General features: G+C 71.7%; 12 protein-coding genes. 5 read left to right on the top strand and 7 right to left on the bottom strand.

Annotation, left to right across the window (positions count from 1 at the left end):
- The 5 genes from ACR9Y5_RS09340 to ACR9Y5_RS09320 form a co-directional block, all read right to left on the bottom strand.
- Window positions 1-1,431 carry a serine/threonine-protein kinase gene (locus ACR9Y5_RS09340; protein WP_481297703.1) on the bottom strand — a complete coding sequence of 477 codons (1,431 nt, stop codon included), beginning with the start codon at window positions 1,429-1,431 and terminating at the stop codon, window positions 1-3.
- Between the two features lie 136 nt (window positions 1,432-1,567).
- On the bottom strand, window positions 1,568-2,404 hold the full coding sequence (locus ACR9Y5_RS09335) for a PP2C family protein-serine/threonine phosphatase (protein WP_481297702.1): 837 nt from the start codon (window positions 2,402-2,404) through the stop codon (window positions 1,568-1,570).
- Window positions 2,401-3,705, bottom strand: coding sequence for an FHA domain-containing protein (locus tag ACR9Y5_RS09330; protein ID WP_481297701.1), 1,305 nt, complete (start codon window positions 3,703-3,705; stop codon window positions 2,401-2,403). The genes ACR9Y5_RS09335 and ACR9Y5_RS09330 overlap by 4 nt, the downstream gene beginning before the upstream one ends.
- 49 nt (window positions 3,706-3,754) lie before the next feature.
- Complete coding sequence (locus ACR9Y5_RS09325) at window positions 3,755-4,186, bottom strand: PDC sensor domain-containing protein (protein ID WP_481297700.1); 432 nt, start codon at window positions 4,184-4,186, stop codon at window positions 3,755-3,757.
- Between the two features lie 257 nt (window positions 4,187-4,443).
- Window positions 4,444-5,229 (bottom strand): FadR/GntR family transcriptional regulator, encoded by a 786-nt coding sequence (locus tag ACR9Y5_RS09320; protein WP_481297699.1) that lies wholly within the window; start codon window positions 5,227-5,229, stop codon window positions 4,444-4,446.
- Window positions 5,230-5,295: 66 nt separating this feature from the next.
- On the opposite strand from ACR9Y5_RS09320, the gene ACR9Y5_RS09315 reads away from it, so the two are divergent.
- Window positions 5,296-6,462, top strand: coding sequence for a CaiB/BaiF CoA transferase family protein (locus ACR9Y5_RS09315; protein WP_481297698.1), 1,167 nt, complete (start codon window positions 5,296-5,298; stop codon window positions 6,460-6,462).
- A 21-nt stretch (window positions 6,463-6,483) separates the two neighbouring features.
- Complete coding sequence (locus tag ACR9Y5_RS09310) at window positions 6,484-7,647, top strand: acyl-CoA dehydrogenase family protein (protein WP_481297697.1); 1,164 nt, start codon at window positions 6,484-6,486, stop codon at window positions 7,645-7,647.
- Between the two features lie 254 nt (window positions 7,648-7,901).
- Here the strand turns inward: ACR9Y5_RS09310 and ACR9Y5_RS09305 are convergent, their stop codons facing one another.
- Both ACR9Y5_RS09305 and ACR9Y5_RS09300 read right to left on the bottom strand, forming a co-directional pair.
- On the bottom strand, window positions 7,902-9,446 hold the full coding sequence (locus tag ACR9Y5_RS09305) for an APC family permease (protein ID WP_481297696.1): 1,545 nt from the start codon (window positions 9,444-9,446) through the stop codon (window positions 7,902-7,904).
- A gap of 89 nt (window positions 9,447-9,535) precedes the next feature.
- Complete coding sequence (locus ACR9Y5_RS09300) at window positions 9,536-9,682, bottom strand: hypothetical protein (RefSeq protein ID WP_481297695.1); 147 nt, start codon at window positions 9,680-9,682, stop codon at window positions 9,536-9,538.
- Window positions 9,683-9,771: 89 nt separating this feature from the next.
- On the opposite strand from ACR9Y5_RS09300, the gene ACR9Y5_RS09295 reads away from it, so the two are divergent.
- From ACR9Y5_RS09295 to ACR9Y5_RS09285, 3 genes are all read left to right on the top strand, one after another.
- On the top strand, window positions 9,772-10,254 hold the full coding sequence (locus tag ACR9Y5_RS09295) for an Lrp/AsnC family transcriptional regulator (RefSeq protein WP_310129075.1): 483 nt from the start codon (window positions 9,772-9,774) through the stop codon (window positions 10,252-10,254).
- A gap of 2 nt (window positions 10,255-10,256) precedes the next feature.
- Entirely contained in the window at window positions 10,257-11,672 is a 1,416-nt protein-coding gene (locus tag ACR9Y5_RS09290) for an aspartate aminotransferase family protein (RefSeq protein ID WP_481297694.1), read from the top strand.
- A gap of 70 nt (window positions 11,673-11,742) precedes the next feature.
- Window positions 11,743-13,131 (top strand): NAD(P)/FAD-dependent oxidoreductase, encoded by a 1,389-nt coding sequence (locus ACR9Y5_RS09285; RefSeq protein WP_481297693.1) that lies wholly within the window; start codon window positions 11,743-11,745, stop codon window positions 13,129-13,131.
- Window positions 13,132-13,152: the final 21 nt, after the last annotated feature.

Below are 13,152 nucleotides of genomic sequence, written 5' to 3'. Positions count from 1 at the left end.
TCACGTCCCGTCCGTCCTCTCGACGCACTTCTGCCCGCTGGGCGTGCCGGTCTTGCCGTCGCGGTTCACTGTGACCGTCACGCACACCGTCTCGCCGGGCTTCGCATCCACCCGGAACTCGGTGGCGTGCTGACTGCTCGGCGGCTGGTCCTGCACGGTCACCTGGTAGGTGTCGCCGTTCTGCAGCCCGGGGTCGCTCCAGCTGAATACGATCGTGCTCCCGGTGACCCGGCCGCTGAGGTCGCGCACTGTGGGGATGTCGCCGCTCGCTCCAGCTCGCACCAGGACGATGGAGGCCGTGACGGCCAGCACCACGACCAGCGCCGCGCAGGCGATCAGCGACGCGACGAGGGCGCGGGAGGCCTTCGACGGCGGGGCCTGCTGGGGGGTCTGCGCGCTGCCGGCGCTCTCCCGCACCACGGTGCGCGTGGCGGCCCGGGTGACCGTCGCCGACGCGGGCGCCGCACGGCGACGCCGGCGGCGCGCCCCGGGATCGACGACGACGACGCCTTTCACGCGGGTGCGGTCCTCCGGGTCGCCCGCCGTGGCGAGCGCCCAGTCGTCCATGGCGACCTCGATCGGCGTCTGCGGCAGCTCGAGCTCGGCCTCCACGGCCTGCAGCTCGCGGATGAACTCGAGGGCGCTGCGCTGACGCTGGCCCGGCTTGCGCGACATCGACCGCAGCAGCACCTGCTCGAGCCGCGGCGGCACGTCGGCCCGGCCGATCGGCAGCGGACGGCTCTTGGTGATGCGCTGGATCAGCTCGGCGGAGGTGTTCTCCTTGCCCGGCACCTCGAACGGGGAGCGCCCGGCCAGCAGCGAGTACATCGTCGCGCCGAGCGACCACACCTCGCTGGCGATCGTGCCGCTGGTCTCATCCAGCAGCACCTCGGGCGCCGACCACGGGATCGAGAGCCCGATCGCCTCGGTGACGTCGGCCTCGCTGAGCGTCGCCGCGATGCCGAAGTCGCTGAGCACCGGGTGCCCGTAGGCGGTGCTCAGGATGTTGGAGGGCTTGATGTCGCGGTGCAGCACCCCCGCGCGGTGGGCCGTCTCGACCGCGCTGGCGATCCGCACCCCGATGCTGAGCACCTCGGGCACGGACAGCGGCTCGGACCGGTAGCGCTGGCCGATCGCCGCGGAGCACAGCTCCATGACCAGGTACGGACGCCCATCCGACGACACGCTCGCCTGGTAGACCGTGAGGATCGAGGGATGCGTGCTCAGCTGGGCCATCAGGTTGGCCTCGGCCTGGAACATCTGCTTGACCTGGCTGGTGACCACCTCGGCCAGCATCACCTTGACCGCGACCTGGCGGCGTGGCAGGTTCTGCTCGTAGAGGAACACGTCGGCGAACCCGCCGGACCCGAGCACGCGCACGTACGAGAAACCGGGGAGGTTCGGCGGCTGGGACGGCAAACGCCGGGCCATGGCTCCTCCGGTTCGTCGACGAAACGCGTTCGCGGCTGCAAAGCGTTTGACAATTGTAGGCAGCCGCTCCTGAGCCGCAGCCGGGCCGGACCCGCACTGGGGACAACTCGATTACCCCCAAGTCGGGGGACAGATTTCAGTGCCTGCGGGCGGGTTTGCGGGATTCGCCGTCCCGGTGCGCTCCCGACTCCGGGGTCGCCAGCACGTCCACCACCACCACGGTGACGTTGTCGCGGCCGCCGTTGCCGAGCGCCGCATCCATCAGCTGCTGCGCCGCGTCGAGCGGGGACGAGCCTTCGCCGAGGAAGTAGCGGATGCCGTGCTCGGTGAGCTCCTTCGTCAGGCCGTCCGAACAGACCAGCAGCCGGGAGCCGGCGACGATCGGCAGCAGGAAGTAGTCCGGGACCGGGTCCTCGTTGAAGCCGACGGCCCGGGTGATCACGTTGCTGTGCGGATGGACCTCGGCCTCGGCCGGGGTGATGGCGCCCGCGTCGAGCAGCTCCTGCACGATCGAGTGGTCGACCGTCAGCTGCTCCAGCGTGCCGTCGCGGTAGCTGTAGACCCGGGAGTCGCCGATGTTGAACACCAGCCAGTAGGGCGAGCCGTCGACCAGGGTCAGGGCGATCCCGGTCACCGTCGTCCCGGTGCCGAGATCGGTGTGCCCGACGCCGCGGCTCATGTCGTCCACCGCCGCGCGCAGGGCCTCGGTGAGCGACACCTCCCCGACGAAGTCGGCCTTCACCTTCTCCGCGAGGCGGGTGACCACCGCCGTGCTGGCGAAGTCGCCCGCGGTGTGACCGCCCATCCCGTCGGCGACGGCGAAGATCGGCGACCGCGCGAGGAGGCTGTCCTCGTTGACGCTGCGCCGGTAGCCCGTGTCGCTCAGCGCCGCCCACGAGAGACTGATCCGCGCGTCGGGATCGCCGGGGACGGCCACCGTGTGGCGTCTGCTGCTGCGACCGATCTGGGTCACTCGCGTCCTTCGTCTCGTCGGGCGGTGATCTCGATGATATTACCGTCGCCGATCTCGACCCTCGCTCCTGCGAGCACGACCACCGACTCCCCCGGACGCAGCCGGCGGGCGCCTCCGGGACCGGTCACGACGGTGCCGTTCGTCGAACGGAGGTCGGTGACCACGACGGCGTCCCCCGACTGCTCGATGCGGGCGTGGGTCGACGACACCTCCTGCGTGGGCGAGACGACCGTCGCCAGCCGCGGCGTCACGCCGGATTCGACGCGTTGCAGGGTGGGACGCCGTCCCACCAGGAGCGGAGTGTCGAGGGCGACGGTGTCCCCCGACGGAAGGCGTACCGCGAAGGACGCCCGGGGCGGAGGAGCGACGACCGGCTCGGTGACGGGCAGCTCACCGGTGGGGACGACGGCGAGCGGAGCGGACGGCGTGTCGCGCTCCGACGGCCCAGCGGGCAGCGGCCCAGCGGGCAGCGGCCCAGCGGGCAGCGGCCCAGCGGGCGGCGGCGGGATGCGCGGCGCGGCACTCGCGGGTCCCGGCGCCGGGACCGCGGTCGGCTCCACGATGTCGACCGCGCCCGGCAGTTCGTGGGCGGCCGGATGCACGGCGGGCGGGACCACCTCCGGGTCGTTCGCCGGAGCGCCGGCCAGGTCGCCCGCACCCCGGCCGAACAGGCTCGAGCTCCGGTTGCGGTCCCGGATGATCGTCTCTTCGGCCGCCGGTCCGGCGGAAGCGTCCTCGGAGCCGTCGCCCGCCTGCGCGGCCGTCGCGCCCTGCTGGGCGGGCGCAACGCTCCGCCCGGCGCGCTCGATGGGGGTCAGCGTCCAGGTGAGGAGTTCGCCGTCGGCGACGCCGATGCCGAGCGGCAGGGAGCCGATGGCCAGTCGCGCGACCGGCCCGGTCGCGGCGTCGTCGCCCTGCAGCACGAGGCCCGTCACGGTGCGGAACTCGGCCAGCACCCAGGGCTGGACGCCGCCGGCGGAGAACCGGCGCGCTCCCCCGACGGAGAACACGTCGATCGCCGCGGAGCCCCGGACCACGGCCGTCACTGTGACCTCGCCCGCGGCGTTCGGTTCCGCGAGCTCGGCGACGGCGAACGACCGCACGCTGTCGGGCCCTGCGAGCGGGAACGCGCCCACCACGGACTCGATCGTCGCGAGGTCCGAGTCGGCGAGCCAGTACACGGCGTCGACGATCTCGTCGGAGACGGTGCTCTCGACGGCGGCGACGAACCGGCGCCCGGCGACGAGCAGCCACCGGGAGGGCCCGGCCGTCGGGGCATAACGGATGAAGCCGCCAGTCATCGTCGGCTCCTCTCGTGGTCGATGCGAGTGTAGCGGGGTACGGGCGCTGTCACCGAGCGACGGGATGCTCGACCAGGCGGAACGCCGTCCCCGCGCAGCGACGCGCGTCGTCCGGCACCGCGACGATCGTCCCGACCGCGATCGCCGGGTCGGTGGAGACCGTGACGCGCCCCGCCGCGTTCACCAGGGCGAGCGGCCGCCCGGCGGCGAGCATCGCGGGGAGCAGCTCGCGCTCCAGCCGCTTGACGTACACGTCGACCCCCACCACGCCGACCATCCCGCCCGCGCGCTCCACCGGGGAGGTCACGGTGACGATGTAGTCGCATGCGCAGAGGTGGTCGACGTACGGGCCGGTGACGTGGGTGCGGTGGGTGGACTGCGGGATGCGGTACCACTCCATCGAGCCGAGGTCCCGGAGGTACTCGGAGTACGCACGCGACGCGAGGTCGAGCTTCGACGGCCCGGAGGTGGCGCCGAACACGGGATTGTCGTCGAGCGCCCAGCCACCAGGCGAACCGCAGGTCGCCGTCCGGCCCCTCCGGCGCGGCGATGTAGCCCGCACCGATGAGCAGCGGGTCGTCTTCGTTGAGCGCCGGCAGCACCAGAGCGGCGACACGGTCGTCCACGGTCCCGTCGCCCGGGCCGGGCAGCGCCTCGCGCCAGCCGTCGAGGGACGCGTGGATGCGCGCGAACAGCCCCTCCACCTGGGCCGCCGCCGCGTCGACCGCCTCCCGGCTCTCACCCACCGATCGCACCCCCGGTCTCGATCCGCGCCTTCGCGGCGAGCAGCCACCGGGCGACCGCGTCCAGCAGTGCGCTCACGCCGGTCCGGGCGCGCTCCGCATCGCGTGCCGCGACCGCGTCCGCGGTGCCGTGCACCGCATCCCGGGTCGCCTCGCGCAGGGCCGCGTCGCGCATCCCCAACCAGAGCAGCGGCCCGAACTCGGCCTGCAGCCGCAGCTGCTCGCGCACCAGCCGGGTGGACTGGCTCAGCACCGCGAGCTCGAGCAGGAAGCCGCCGGCGCTGCGCCGCGCCTCCGGAGCCGCCGAGAAGTCCGCCGCGGCGAGCCAGGCGCGCAGCCGCGCGTCGTCGTCGGAGGTCGCGCGCTCCGCGGCACGGTCGGCGCAGCCCGCCGCGATCGCGGTCACGTACACGGCGAGGTCGCCCAGCTCGACCTGCGAGAGTCCGCGCAGCCGCGTGGTGAGCAGGGCGTCGTCCGGATCGCCGGGGCGCACGACGAAGCTCCCGCCGTCGCGCCCGCGGCGGGTCTCCAGCAGTCCCTCCTGGCGCAGCATCCCCAAGCCCTCACGGGTGGTCACCAGTGCGACGCCGAAGCGGCGGGCGAGCTCCGCTTCGCTGGGCAGCCGCTCCCCCGGCGCCAGCACGCCGAGCACGATCGCATCGGCGAGCCGCCGGGCGACCTGTTCGGCCCGGCCGGCCTCGGCGAGCTGGGCGAAGACGGCGTCCCGGGCACCGGGGACAGCGCGGGTCGTCTGCGGCACGGTGCGGGGCTCGCTGGTCACGGGACCACGATATCCCGCCTCATTCATTCGATATAGGATGAATCGACGTCGAGCAAGGGAGCGCGGATGGCGGAGCAGACCCCGGAGGGCCTCGCTGCCGGCATCCTCGCAGGGGTCAGGGTCGCGGACTTCTCGCGCGTCCTGGCCGGGCCCTACGCCACGATGATGCTCGCCGACTTCGGCGCGGACGTGGTGAAGATCGAGAGCCCGACAGGCGACGACACGCGCGCCTGGCGACCTCCTGCGGACGAGGCGGGCGAGTCCACGTACTTCGGCGCCGTCAACCGGAACAAGCGGTCCGTCGTCTGCGACCTCCGGACGTCCGACGGTCTCGCCGCCGCGCGCCGGCTGGCCCAGACCGCCGACATCGTCGTCGAGAACTTCCGCCCGGGCGTGATGGAGGCCTTCGGCCTCGACGAGGCGTCCCTCCGGGCCGTCAACCCCCGGCTGGTGTACTGCTCGATCACCGGTTTCGGCCGCGACGCCGGCGCGGACCTGCCCGGCTACGACCTGCTCGTCCAGGCGGTCGGTGGTCTCATGAGCATCACGGGATCCCCCGGCGGCGAGCCCACCAAGGTCGGCGTCGCTCTGGTGGATGTGCTCACCGGCCTGAACGCGTTCTCCGGCATCCTGCTCGCCCTCCGGCAACGGGATGCCACCGGGCGCGGCTCGCGTGTGGACGTCGACCTCCTCGGCTCGCTGCTCGCCGCCCTCACCAACCAGGCGTCGGGCACTCTGGCCACCGGACGATCGCCCGAGCGGCTCGGGAACGCGCACCCCAGCATCGCGCCGTACGAGCTGTTCCACGCCGCCGACCGCGAACTGGTGGTCGCCGTCGGCAACGATCGTCAGTTCGCCGCGTTCGCCGCCGCGCTCGGCCGCCCCGCGCTGGCGGGGGACCCGCGCTTCGCGACGAACGAGGCGCGCGTCGGCCACCGGGCGGAACTGCGCGAGACGCTCGCGCCGCTTCTCGCGGCCCGCCCCGCCGCGGACTGGGTCGCGACCCTGACCCGCGAGCGTGTGCCGACGGGTCTCGTCAACGGCGTCGCCGAGGCCTTCGCGTTCGCGGCGTCGCTCGGCCTCGACCCGGTCGTCGAGACCACCGACCCCGCCACCGGCCGCCGCTCCCGGCAGCCGGCGACGCCCATCCACCTGGACACGGCACCGGCCGTGCACCGTACACCCGCCCCGCTGCTCGGAGCGCACGATGCGCGCTGGGCCGACGAGAACTGACCACCGGCGAGAGGACCGACCGTGACGACGACGCTCGATGAGGCGTTCAGCATCGACCACCTGCTCAGCGACGAGGAGCGCGGCTGGCGCGACCGCGCGCGCACATTCGCCACGGAGCGCATCCGGCCGGTGATCGAGCAGGACTTCGAGGACAAGCACTTCCGCCGCGAACTGGTCGCCGAGCTGGGCGCGCTCGGCGTGCTCGGCATGCACCTGAAGGATGAGGGATGCGCGGGCGCGGGAGCCGTCAGCTACGGCCTCGTCTGCCACGAGCTCGAAGCGGCCGACAGCGGCTGGCGGACCTTCGTCTCGGTGCAGGGGTCGCTCGCGATGAGCGCGATCTCGAAGTTCGGCTCCGACGAGCAGAAGGCCGAGTGGCTCCCGCCGATGGCGCGCGGCGAGCGGATCGGCTGCTTCGCCCTCACCGAGCCCGACGGCGGCAGCGATCCGGCGGCCATGCGCACCCGCGCGCGACGCGACGGCGACGGCTGGGTCATCACCGGGACCAAGCGGTGGATCGGGCTCGCCGCGCTCGCGGACATCGCCGTCGTGTGGGCCGCCACCGACGACGGCGTCCGCGGCTTCCTCGTGCCGACATCCTCCCCGGGCTTCACCGCGACCGCGATCGACGGCAAGCTCTCGATGCGCGCGTCGGTGCAGTGCGACATCGTGCTCGACGAGGTGCGCGTCCCCGGCTCGGCCCAGCTGCCCGGAGCACGCGGGCTCTCCGGGCCGTTCTCCTGCCTCAACGAGGCCCGGTACGGGATCGTCTGGGGAGCCATGGGCGCCGCGCGGGACTGCCTGGAGGTGTCCATCCGCCGGGCGACGACCCGGGAGGTGTTCGGCCGTCCGATCGGAGCCAACCAGCTCATCCAGGAGAAGCTGGCGAACATGCTCGTCGAATACGAGAAGGGCGTGCTCCTCGCCCTGCACCTCGGTCGCCTCAAGGAGGCGGGAAAGCTCGACCCCACCCAGATCAGCGTCGGGAAGCTGAACAGCGTGCGCGAGGCGCTCGCGATCGCGCGCGAGGCCCGCACCATCCTCGGCGGCGACGGTGTCACGAACGCGTTCCCGGTGATGCGGCACATGGCCAATCTGGAGTCGGTGCGCACCTACGAGGGCACCGACGAGATCCACACCCTGGTGCTCGGCCGGGCGCTCACCGGGCTGGCGGCGTTCGCATGAGCGGCGCGGCGGCGCAGCAAACGGCCTCGGCGACGGCGGTGGATGCTGCCGTCGCCGCAGCCGCACGGTCCGGCATCGGACGCACCGGCCGCGCCGATCGCCTACCAGGACGCTCCCCAGGAGGTGCTCCCGTCCGAGTTCCGCGACGGCAACCCCCTCGGGATCCCCGCCGCGAGTCCTGACCCGGGGCTGAGATGTGCGCCGAATCGCGGTCTCACGGAGGTGAGAACCGCGATTCGGCACACATCGTGCGCTCAGACGGCCGCGTCGGGAGCGGGCGCAGCGGGCGCCGTCGCCGCCGGTGCCGCACGCCGCGCGCGCAGCAGCTCGGCGACCCGGATCGCGTCGCCCTCCGGCGCATCCGAGTGCCGGTCGGGCCGCGCGACGAACAGGTAGATCAGCCCGGCGGCGGCGACGATCCCGAAGCCGATGAGCACGATCCAGTCGTTGAACACGCTCCCCGTCGCCGTCGGCCACGCCAGCAGCACCATCGCGAAGACTCCGTAGGCGAGCGCCAGGATGTTGATCAGCAGCCCCGCGCCGCCCAGGCTGAACGGCCCGGCAGGACGCCACCCCTTCACCCGCTGCCGGAGCGACGCCAGCACCACCGACTGGAACGCCACGTAGATGCCGAGCACCGCGAAGGCGGTCACCTGCGTGATCAGGCCGTCGGGCCCGACATAGACGATCAGCGTGATGAGCACGGGGATGCTGCACGCCACGATCAGCGCGTTGACGGGGACCTTCGTCCGCGGCGAGACCTTCGCCAGCCACCGGTGCGCCGGGATCATCCCGTCGCGGGCGAACGAGAACAGCAGCCGGCTCGCCGCCGCCTGCAGGCTCAGCACGCACGACAGGAACGCCGTCACGGCGACCACGAGGAAGATCTTCGCGCCCACCGTGCCGAGCGCCGACTGCAGGATCTCGGGGATCGGGTCGACGTCCTTGCCCGCGACGATCTTCTCGAGGTCGGGGGCGGCGAGCACGTAGCCGCCGAACGCGAACAGCGCCGAGACGCCGCCGACGAGGATCGTCATCGACATGGCCTTCGGGATGCGACGCGCCGGGTCCGCGACCTCCTCCGCCACATCCCCGCAGGCCTCGAACCCGTAGAACAGGAACAGGCCGGCCAGGGCCGCGCCGAGGAACGCCACGAGGTACGACCCGTCGCCCTGCACGCCCATGGTGTCGAAGAACACCGAGAACGGGTGCTTGCGCTGGAAGATCAGCAGGTACAGCCCGACCGCGATCACGCCGATCAGCTCCGCGGCCAGCCCGATGCGGGCGACGGTCGCCAGCGTCTTCGTCCCCGTGAAGTTGAGGGCCAGCGCCACCACGAGCAGCAGCACGGTGAGCCCCAGCGTGACCTCCTTGGTCGGCTCCAGCCCGAACAGGCTGGCGAGGAAGCCGCTCCCGTACCCTGCGACCGCGGTGATGGTGACGATCATCGCCCAGATGTAGATCCAGGCCGCCATCCAGGCGTACCTCCGGCCCCACAGCCGCCTCGCCCACGGGTAGATGCCGCCGTGGATGGGGTACTGCGAGACCACCTCGCCGAAGACGAGCGACACCAGGAGCTGCCCGGCGCCGACGATCACGATCCACCAGATGGAGGGCGGTCCGCCGGTCGCCATCGCCACGGCGAACAGCGAGTACACGCCGACCAGGGGCGACAGATAGGTGAACCCGAGGGCGAAGTTCGCCCAGAAGGTCATCGAGCGGTTGAAGGAGTCCTCGTAACCCAGGACGGCGAGGTGCTCGCCGTCCTCGAGGTGCGCGGACGGGTGCTCTGCAGACATCGACTGCCTTTCGCTTCTGTTCCACACGACGATGTGTGTGGAGGCAGCGTAGCGGAGACCGGAGCCCGATACCTATAGGACAGGATGATTCACTCGAACCGCCGTTCGGGAGGGGTCGTCCGGCCCCGCACGCCGAAGGCGCGCTCCGGCGCACGATAGGCGTCGGCCACATCCGCGGCCGTCGGCACGGGCGCGGTGCCGCCGGCGACGAAGTTCCGCACTTCGGGTGCCGTCATGCCCCGGAGCCTACTGATTTCGTCACCGGAATGGCCACATACGTGCGGAATCGCTTGCCACGTCCCTCATCCGCTGACAGAATCGGTCCATGAGTACCCCTCGGGCAACGAACGGCCAGAAGGCTGCGACCATCGATGACGTCTCGAAGGCGATCATCGAGCAGCTGCAGGTGGACGGCCGCAAGTCGTACGCGGAGATCGGCAAGGCCGTCGGTCTCAGCGAGGCCGCTGTGCGCCAGCGCGTGCAGAAGCTCACCGAGTCGGGTGTGATGCAGATCGTGGCCGTGACGGACCCGATGCAGCTCGGCTTCTACCGGCAGGCGATGATCGGCGTGCGCTGCACGGGCGACACGCGGGCGGTCGCCGACAAGCTGGCGGCCATGCCGGACGTGGACTACGTGGTGCTGACTGCCGGCACCTTCGACATCCTCGCCGAGGTGGTGTGCGAGAACGACCTCGACCTCATCACGATGCTCAATTCCGAGATCCGGACGCTGGAGGGCGTGCTCTCCACCGAGACGTTCGTGTATCTGAAACTCCACAAGCAGTTCTACAACTGGGGAACGCGATAACCATGACGACAACCGTAGAAACGTTCGGCGAACCCATCGCGGCCGAGGAGGCGGCGCTGCAGGCCAAGGCGCGCGATCACCTCTGGATGCACTTCGCCCGTCAGTCGGTGATGGAGGAGGGCCACGGCGTCCCGATCATCACGCGCGGCGAGGGCCACCACATCTGGGACTCGCACGGCAAGCAGTACATCGACGGTCTCTCCGGTCTGTTCGTCGTGAACGCAGGCCACGGCCGCAAGCGCCTCGCCGAGACGGCGGCCAAGCAGGCCGAGCAGCTCGCGTTCTTCCCCATCTGGTCGTACGCGCACCCCAACGCCATCGAGCTGGCCGACCGGCTGGCCTCCTACGCTCCTGGCGACCTGAACCGGGTCTTCTTCTCCACCGGCGGTGGCGAGGCGGTCGAGACCGCCTTCAAGCTGGCCAAGTACTACTGGAAGCTGCAGGGGCGCCCCACCAAGCACAAGGTGCTCTCCCGCGCCGTCGCCTACCACGGCACTCCCCACGGCGCTCTCGCCATCACCGGCATCCCCGCCATGAAGGAGATGTTCGAGCCGCTGACGCCGGGCGGGTTCCGCGTGCCGAACACCAACTTCTACCGTGCCGACGAGATGGGCGCTCCGAGCGACGACATCGAGGCCTTCGGCGTCTGGGCGGCGAACCGCATCGAGGAGATGATCCAGTTCGAGGGTCCGGAGACCGTCGCCGCGATCTTCCTCGAGCCGGTGCAGAACTCCGGGGGCTGCTTCCCGCCGCCTCCCGGCTACTTCCAGCGGGTGCGCGAGATCTGCGACAAGTACGACGTGCTCATGGTGAGCGACGAGGTCATCTGCGCCTTCGGCCGCATCGGCCACATGTTCGCGTGCGACGAGTACGGCTACGTGCCCGACATGATCACCTGTGCCAAGGGCATGACCAGCGGCTACTCCCCCATCGGCGCGACCATCATCAGCGACCGGATCTACGAGCCCTTCAAGCACGGCAACACGTCGTTCTACCACGGCTACACCTTCGGCGGTCACCCGGTCTCCGCCGCGGTGGCGCTCGACAACCTGGACATCTTCGAGGAGGAGCGCCTCAACGAGCGCGTCCGCGAGAACTCGCCGCTGTTCCGGGCCGAGCTCGAGAAGCTGCTCGACCTGCCGATCGTCGGCGACGTGCGCGGCGCCGGGTACTTCTTCGGCATCGAGCTGGTGAAGGACAAGAACACCAAGGAGACCTTCGACGACGACGAGTCGGAGCGCCTGCTCCGCGGGTTCCTGTCGAAGGCCCTCTTCGACGCGGGCCTCTACTGCCGCGCCGACGACCGTGGCGACCCCGTCGTCCAGCTCGCCCCGCCGCTCACGATCGGGCCGAGCGAGTTCGTCGAGATCCGCCAGATCCTGGAGTCGGTGCTCACCGAGGCGTCGAACCACCTGTAGGCCACCCGAGGGACGAGTCCGGGATCGCGCACGCGGTCCCGGACTCGTCTCTTAAGAGAGGAGGAGCGCAATGGATTACCGCAGCGTCGGCTTCTGGTTCGACTCCATCGCCGAGGCCGAGGACGGCTTCCGTCCCCGGCCCGGCCTCGACGCGGACACAGAGGCGGACGTCGCCGTCGTCGGCGCCGGGCTGACCGGCCTGTGGACCGCGTACTATCTGCTCGAACGCGACCCGGCGCTCCGCATCCTGCTGCTGGAGAAGGAGGTCGCCGGCTTCGGTGCCTCCGGCCGCAACGGCGGCTGGTGCTCCTCCCTGTTCCCGTGGTCGGCGTCGAAGCTCGAGCAGCGGTACGGTTTCGATGCCGCCGTGGCCACGCGGCGCGCGATGGTCGGGACGGTGGACGAGGTGGGCCGGGTCGCCGAGGCCGAGGGCATCGACATCGACTACGCGCGCGGAGGGACGGTCACGTTCGCGCGGTCCGCCCCGCAGCTGGCCGCCGCCCGCGCCGAGTTCGAGGAGTCCGAGCGTTTCGGCGTCGACCGGGTGTCCCTGTGGGGCACCGAGACGGTGCGCGGCCGGTTCCGGGCGGCGGATGCGGTCGCCGCGACCTTCACGCCCGCGTGCGCGCGCATCCACCCGGCGAAGCTGGTGCGGGGCCTCGCCCGCGTCGTGGAACGGCGGGGCGCCACGATCGCCGAGGGCAGCACCGTGCAGTCCTGGGAGGGTGGGACCGTCCGGGTGCGCTCGGGAGGTGCGGACCGCATCGTCCGGGCGGGAACGGTGGTGAACGCGACCGAGGGTTACGGCTCCCAGCTTCCGCAGGTGGGCCGGCGCATCCTGCCGCTCTACTCCCTGATGATCGCGACGGAGCCGCTGCCCGACGCGACGTGGGAGCGCATCGGCATCGAGCACGGCCAGACATTCACCGACTTCCGGAACCTCATCGTCTACGGGCAGCGCACCGCCGACAACCGGTTCGCGTTCGGCGGCCGCGGCGCGCGGTACCACCTGGGCAGCGCCATCCGGCCCGAGTACGACCGGTCGCCGCGCGTCCGCGAGCACCTCATCCGCACGCTGTTCGACCTGTTCCCGGATGCGGCGGGCGCCCGGGTGACGCACCACTGGGGCGGTCCGCTCGGCGTGCCGCGCGACTGGCACGCGAGCGTCGGCTACGACATCGAGGCCCGGGAGGCGTGGGCCGGCGGCTATGTCGGCGACGGACTGAGCACGACCAACCTGGCCGGCCGCACCCTCGCCGACCTGCTGACCGGCACCCGCTCCGAGCTCACCGCGCTGCCGTGGGTGGGGCACCGCTCCCCGCGGTGGGAGCCGGAGCCGCTCCGCTTCGCCGGCGCGAACGCCGGCCTCGTCGCGATGGAGTCCGCCGACCTCGAGGAGTCGGTCACCCGCCACCCCTCCGTCGTCTCCCGCGCCCTCGGCCCGCTCATCGGCCACTGAACGACGACGCCCCGCCGTCGA

It is taken from the genome of Leifsonia sp. KNZ13-11D (assembly GCF_056754895.1).
This window is presented reverse-complemented; position numbering and strand designations above follow the sequence as displayed.

Bases quoted from the DNA above. Each gene is read 5' to 3' on its own strand.
- ACR9Y5_RS09340 (WP_481297703.1), bottom strand. From the start codon at position 1,431: ATGGCCCGGCGTTTGCCGTCCCAGCCGCCGAACCTCCCCGGTTTCTCG.
- ACR9Y5_RS09330 (WP_481297701.1), bottom strand. From the start codon at position 3,705: ATGACTGGCGGCTTCATCCGTTATGCCCCGACGGCCGGGCCCTCCCGG.
- ACR9Y5_RS09315 (WP_481297698.1), top strand. From the start codon at position 5,296: ATGGCGGAGCAGACCCCGGAGGGCCTCGCTGCCGGCATCCTCGCAGGG.
- ACR9Y5_RS09305 (WP_481297696.1), bottom strand. From the start codon at position 9,446: ATGTCTGCAGAGCACCCGTCCGCGCACCTCGAGGACGGCGAGCACCTC.
- ACR9Y5_RS09300 (WP_481297695.1), bottom strand. From the start codon at position 9,682: ATGACGGCACCCGAAGTGCGGAACTTCGTCGCCGGCGGCACCGCGCCC.
- ACR9Y5_RS09295 (WP_310129075.1), top strand. From the start codon at position 9,772: ATGAGTACCCCTCGGGCAACGAACGGCCAGAAGGCTGCGACCATCGAT.
- ACR9Y5_RS09290 (WP_481297694.1), top strand. From the start codon at position 10,257: ATGACGACAACCGTAGAAACGTTCGGCGAACCCATCGCGGCCGAGGAG.
- ACR9Y5_RS09285 (WP_481297693.1), top strand. From the start codon at position 11,743: ATGGATTACCGCAGCGTCGGCTTCTGGTTCGACTCCATCGCCGAGGCC.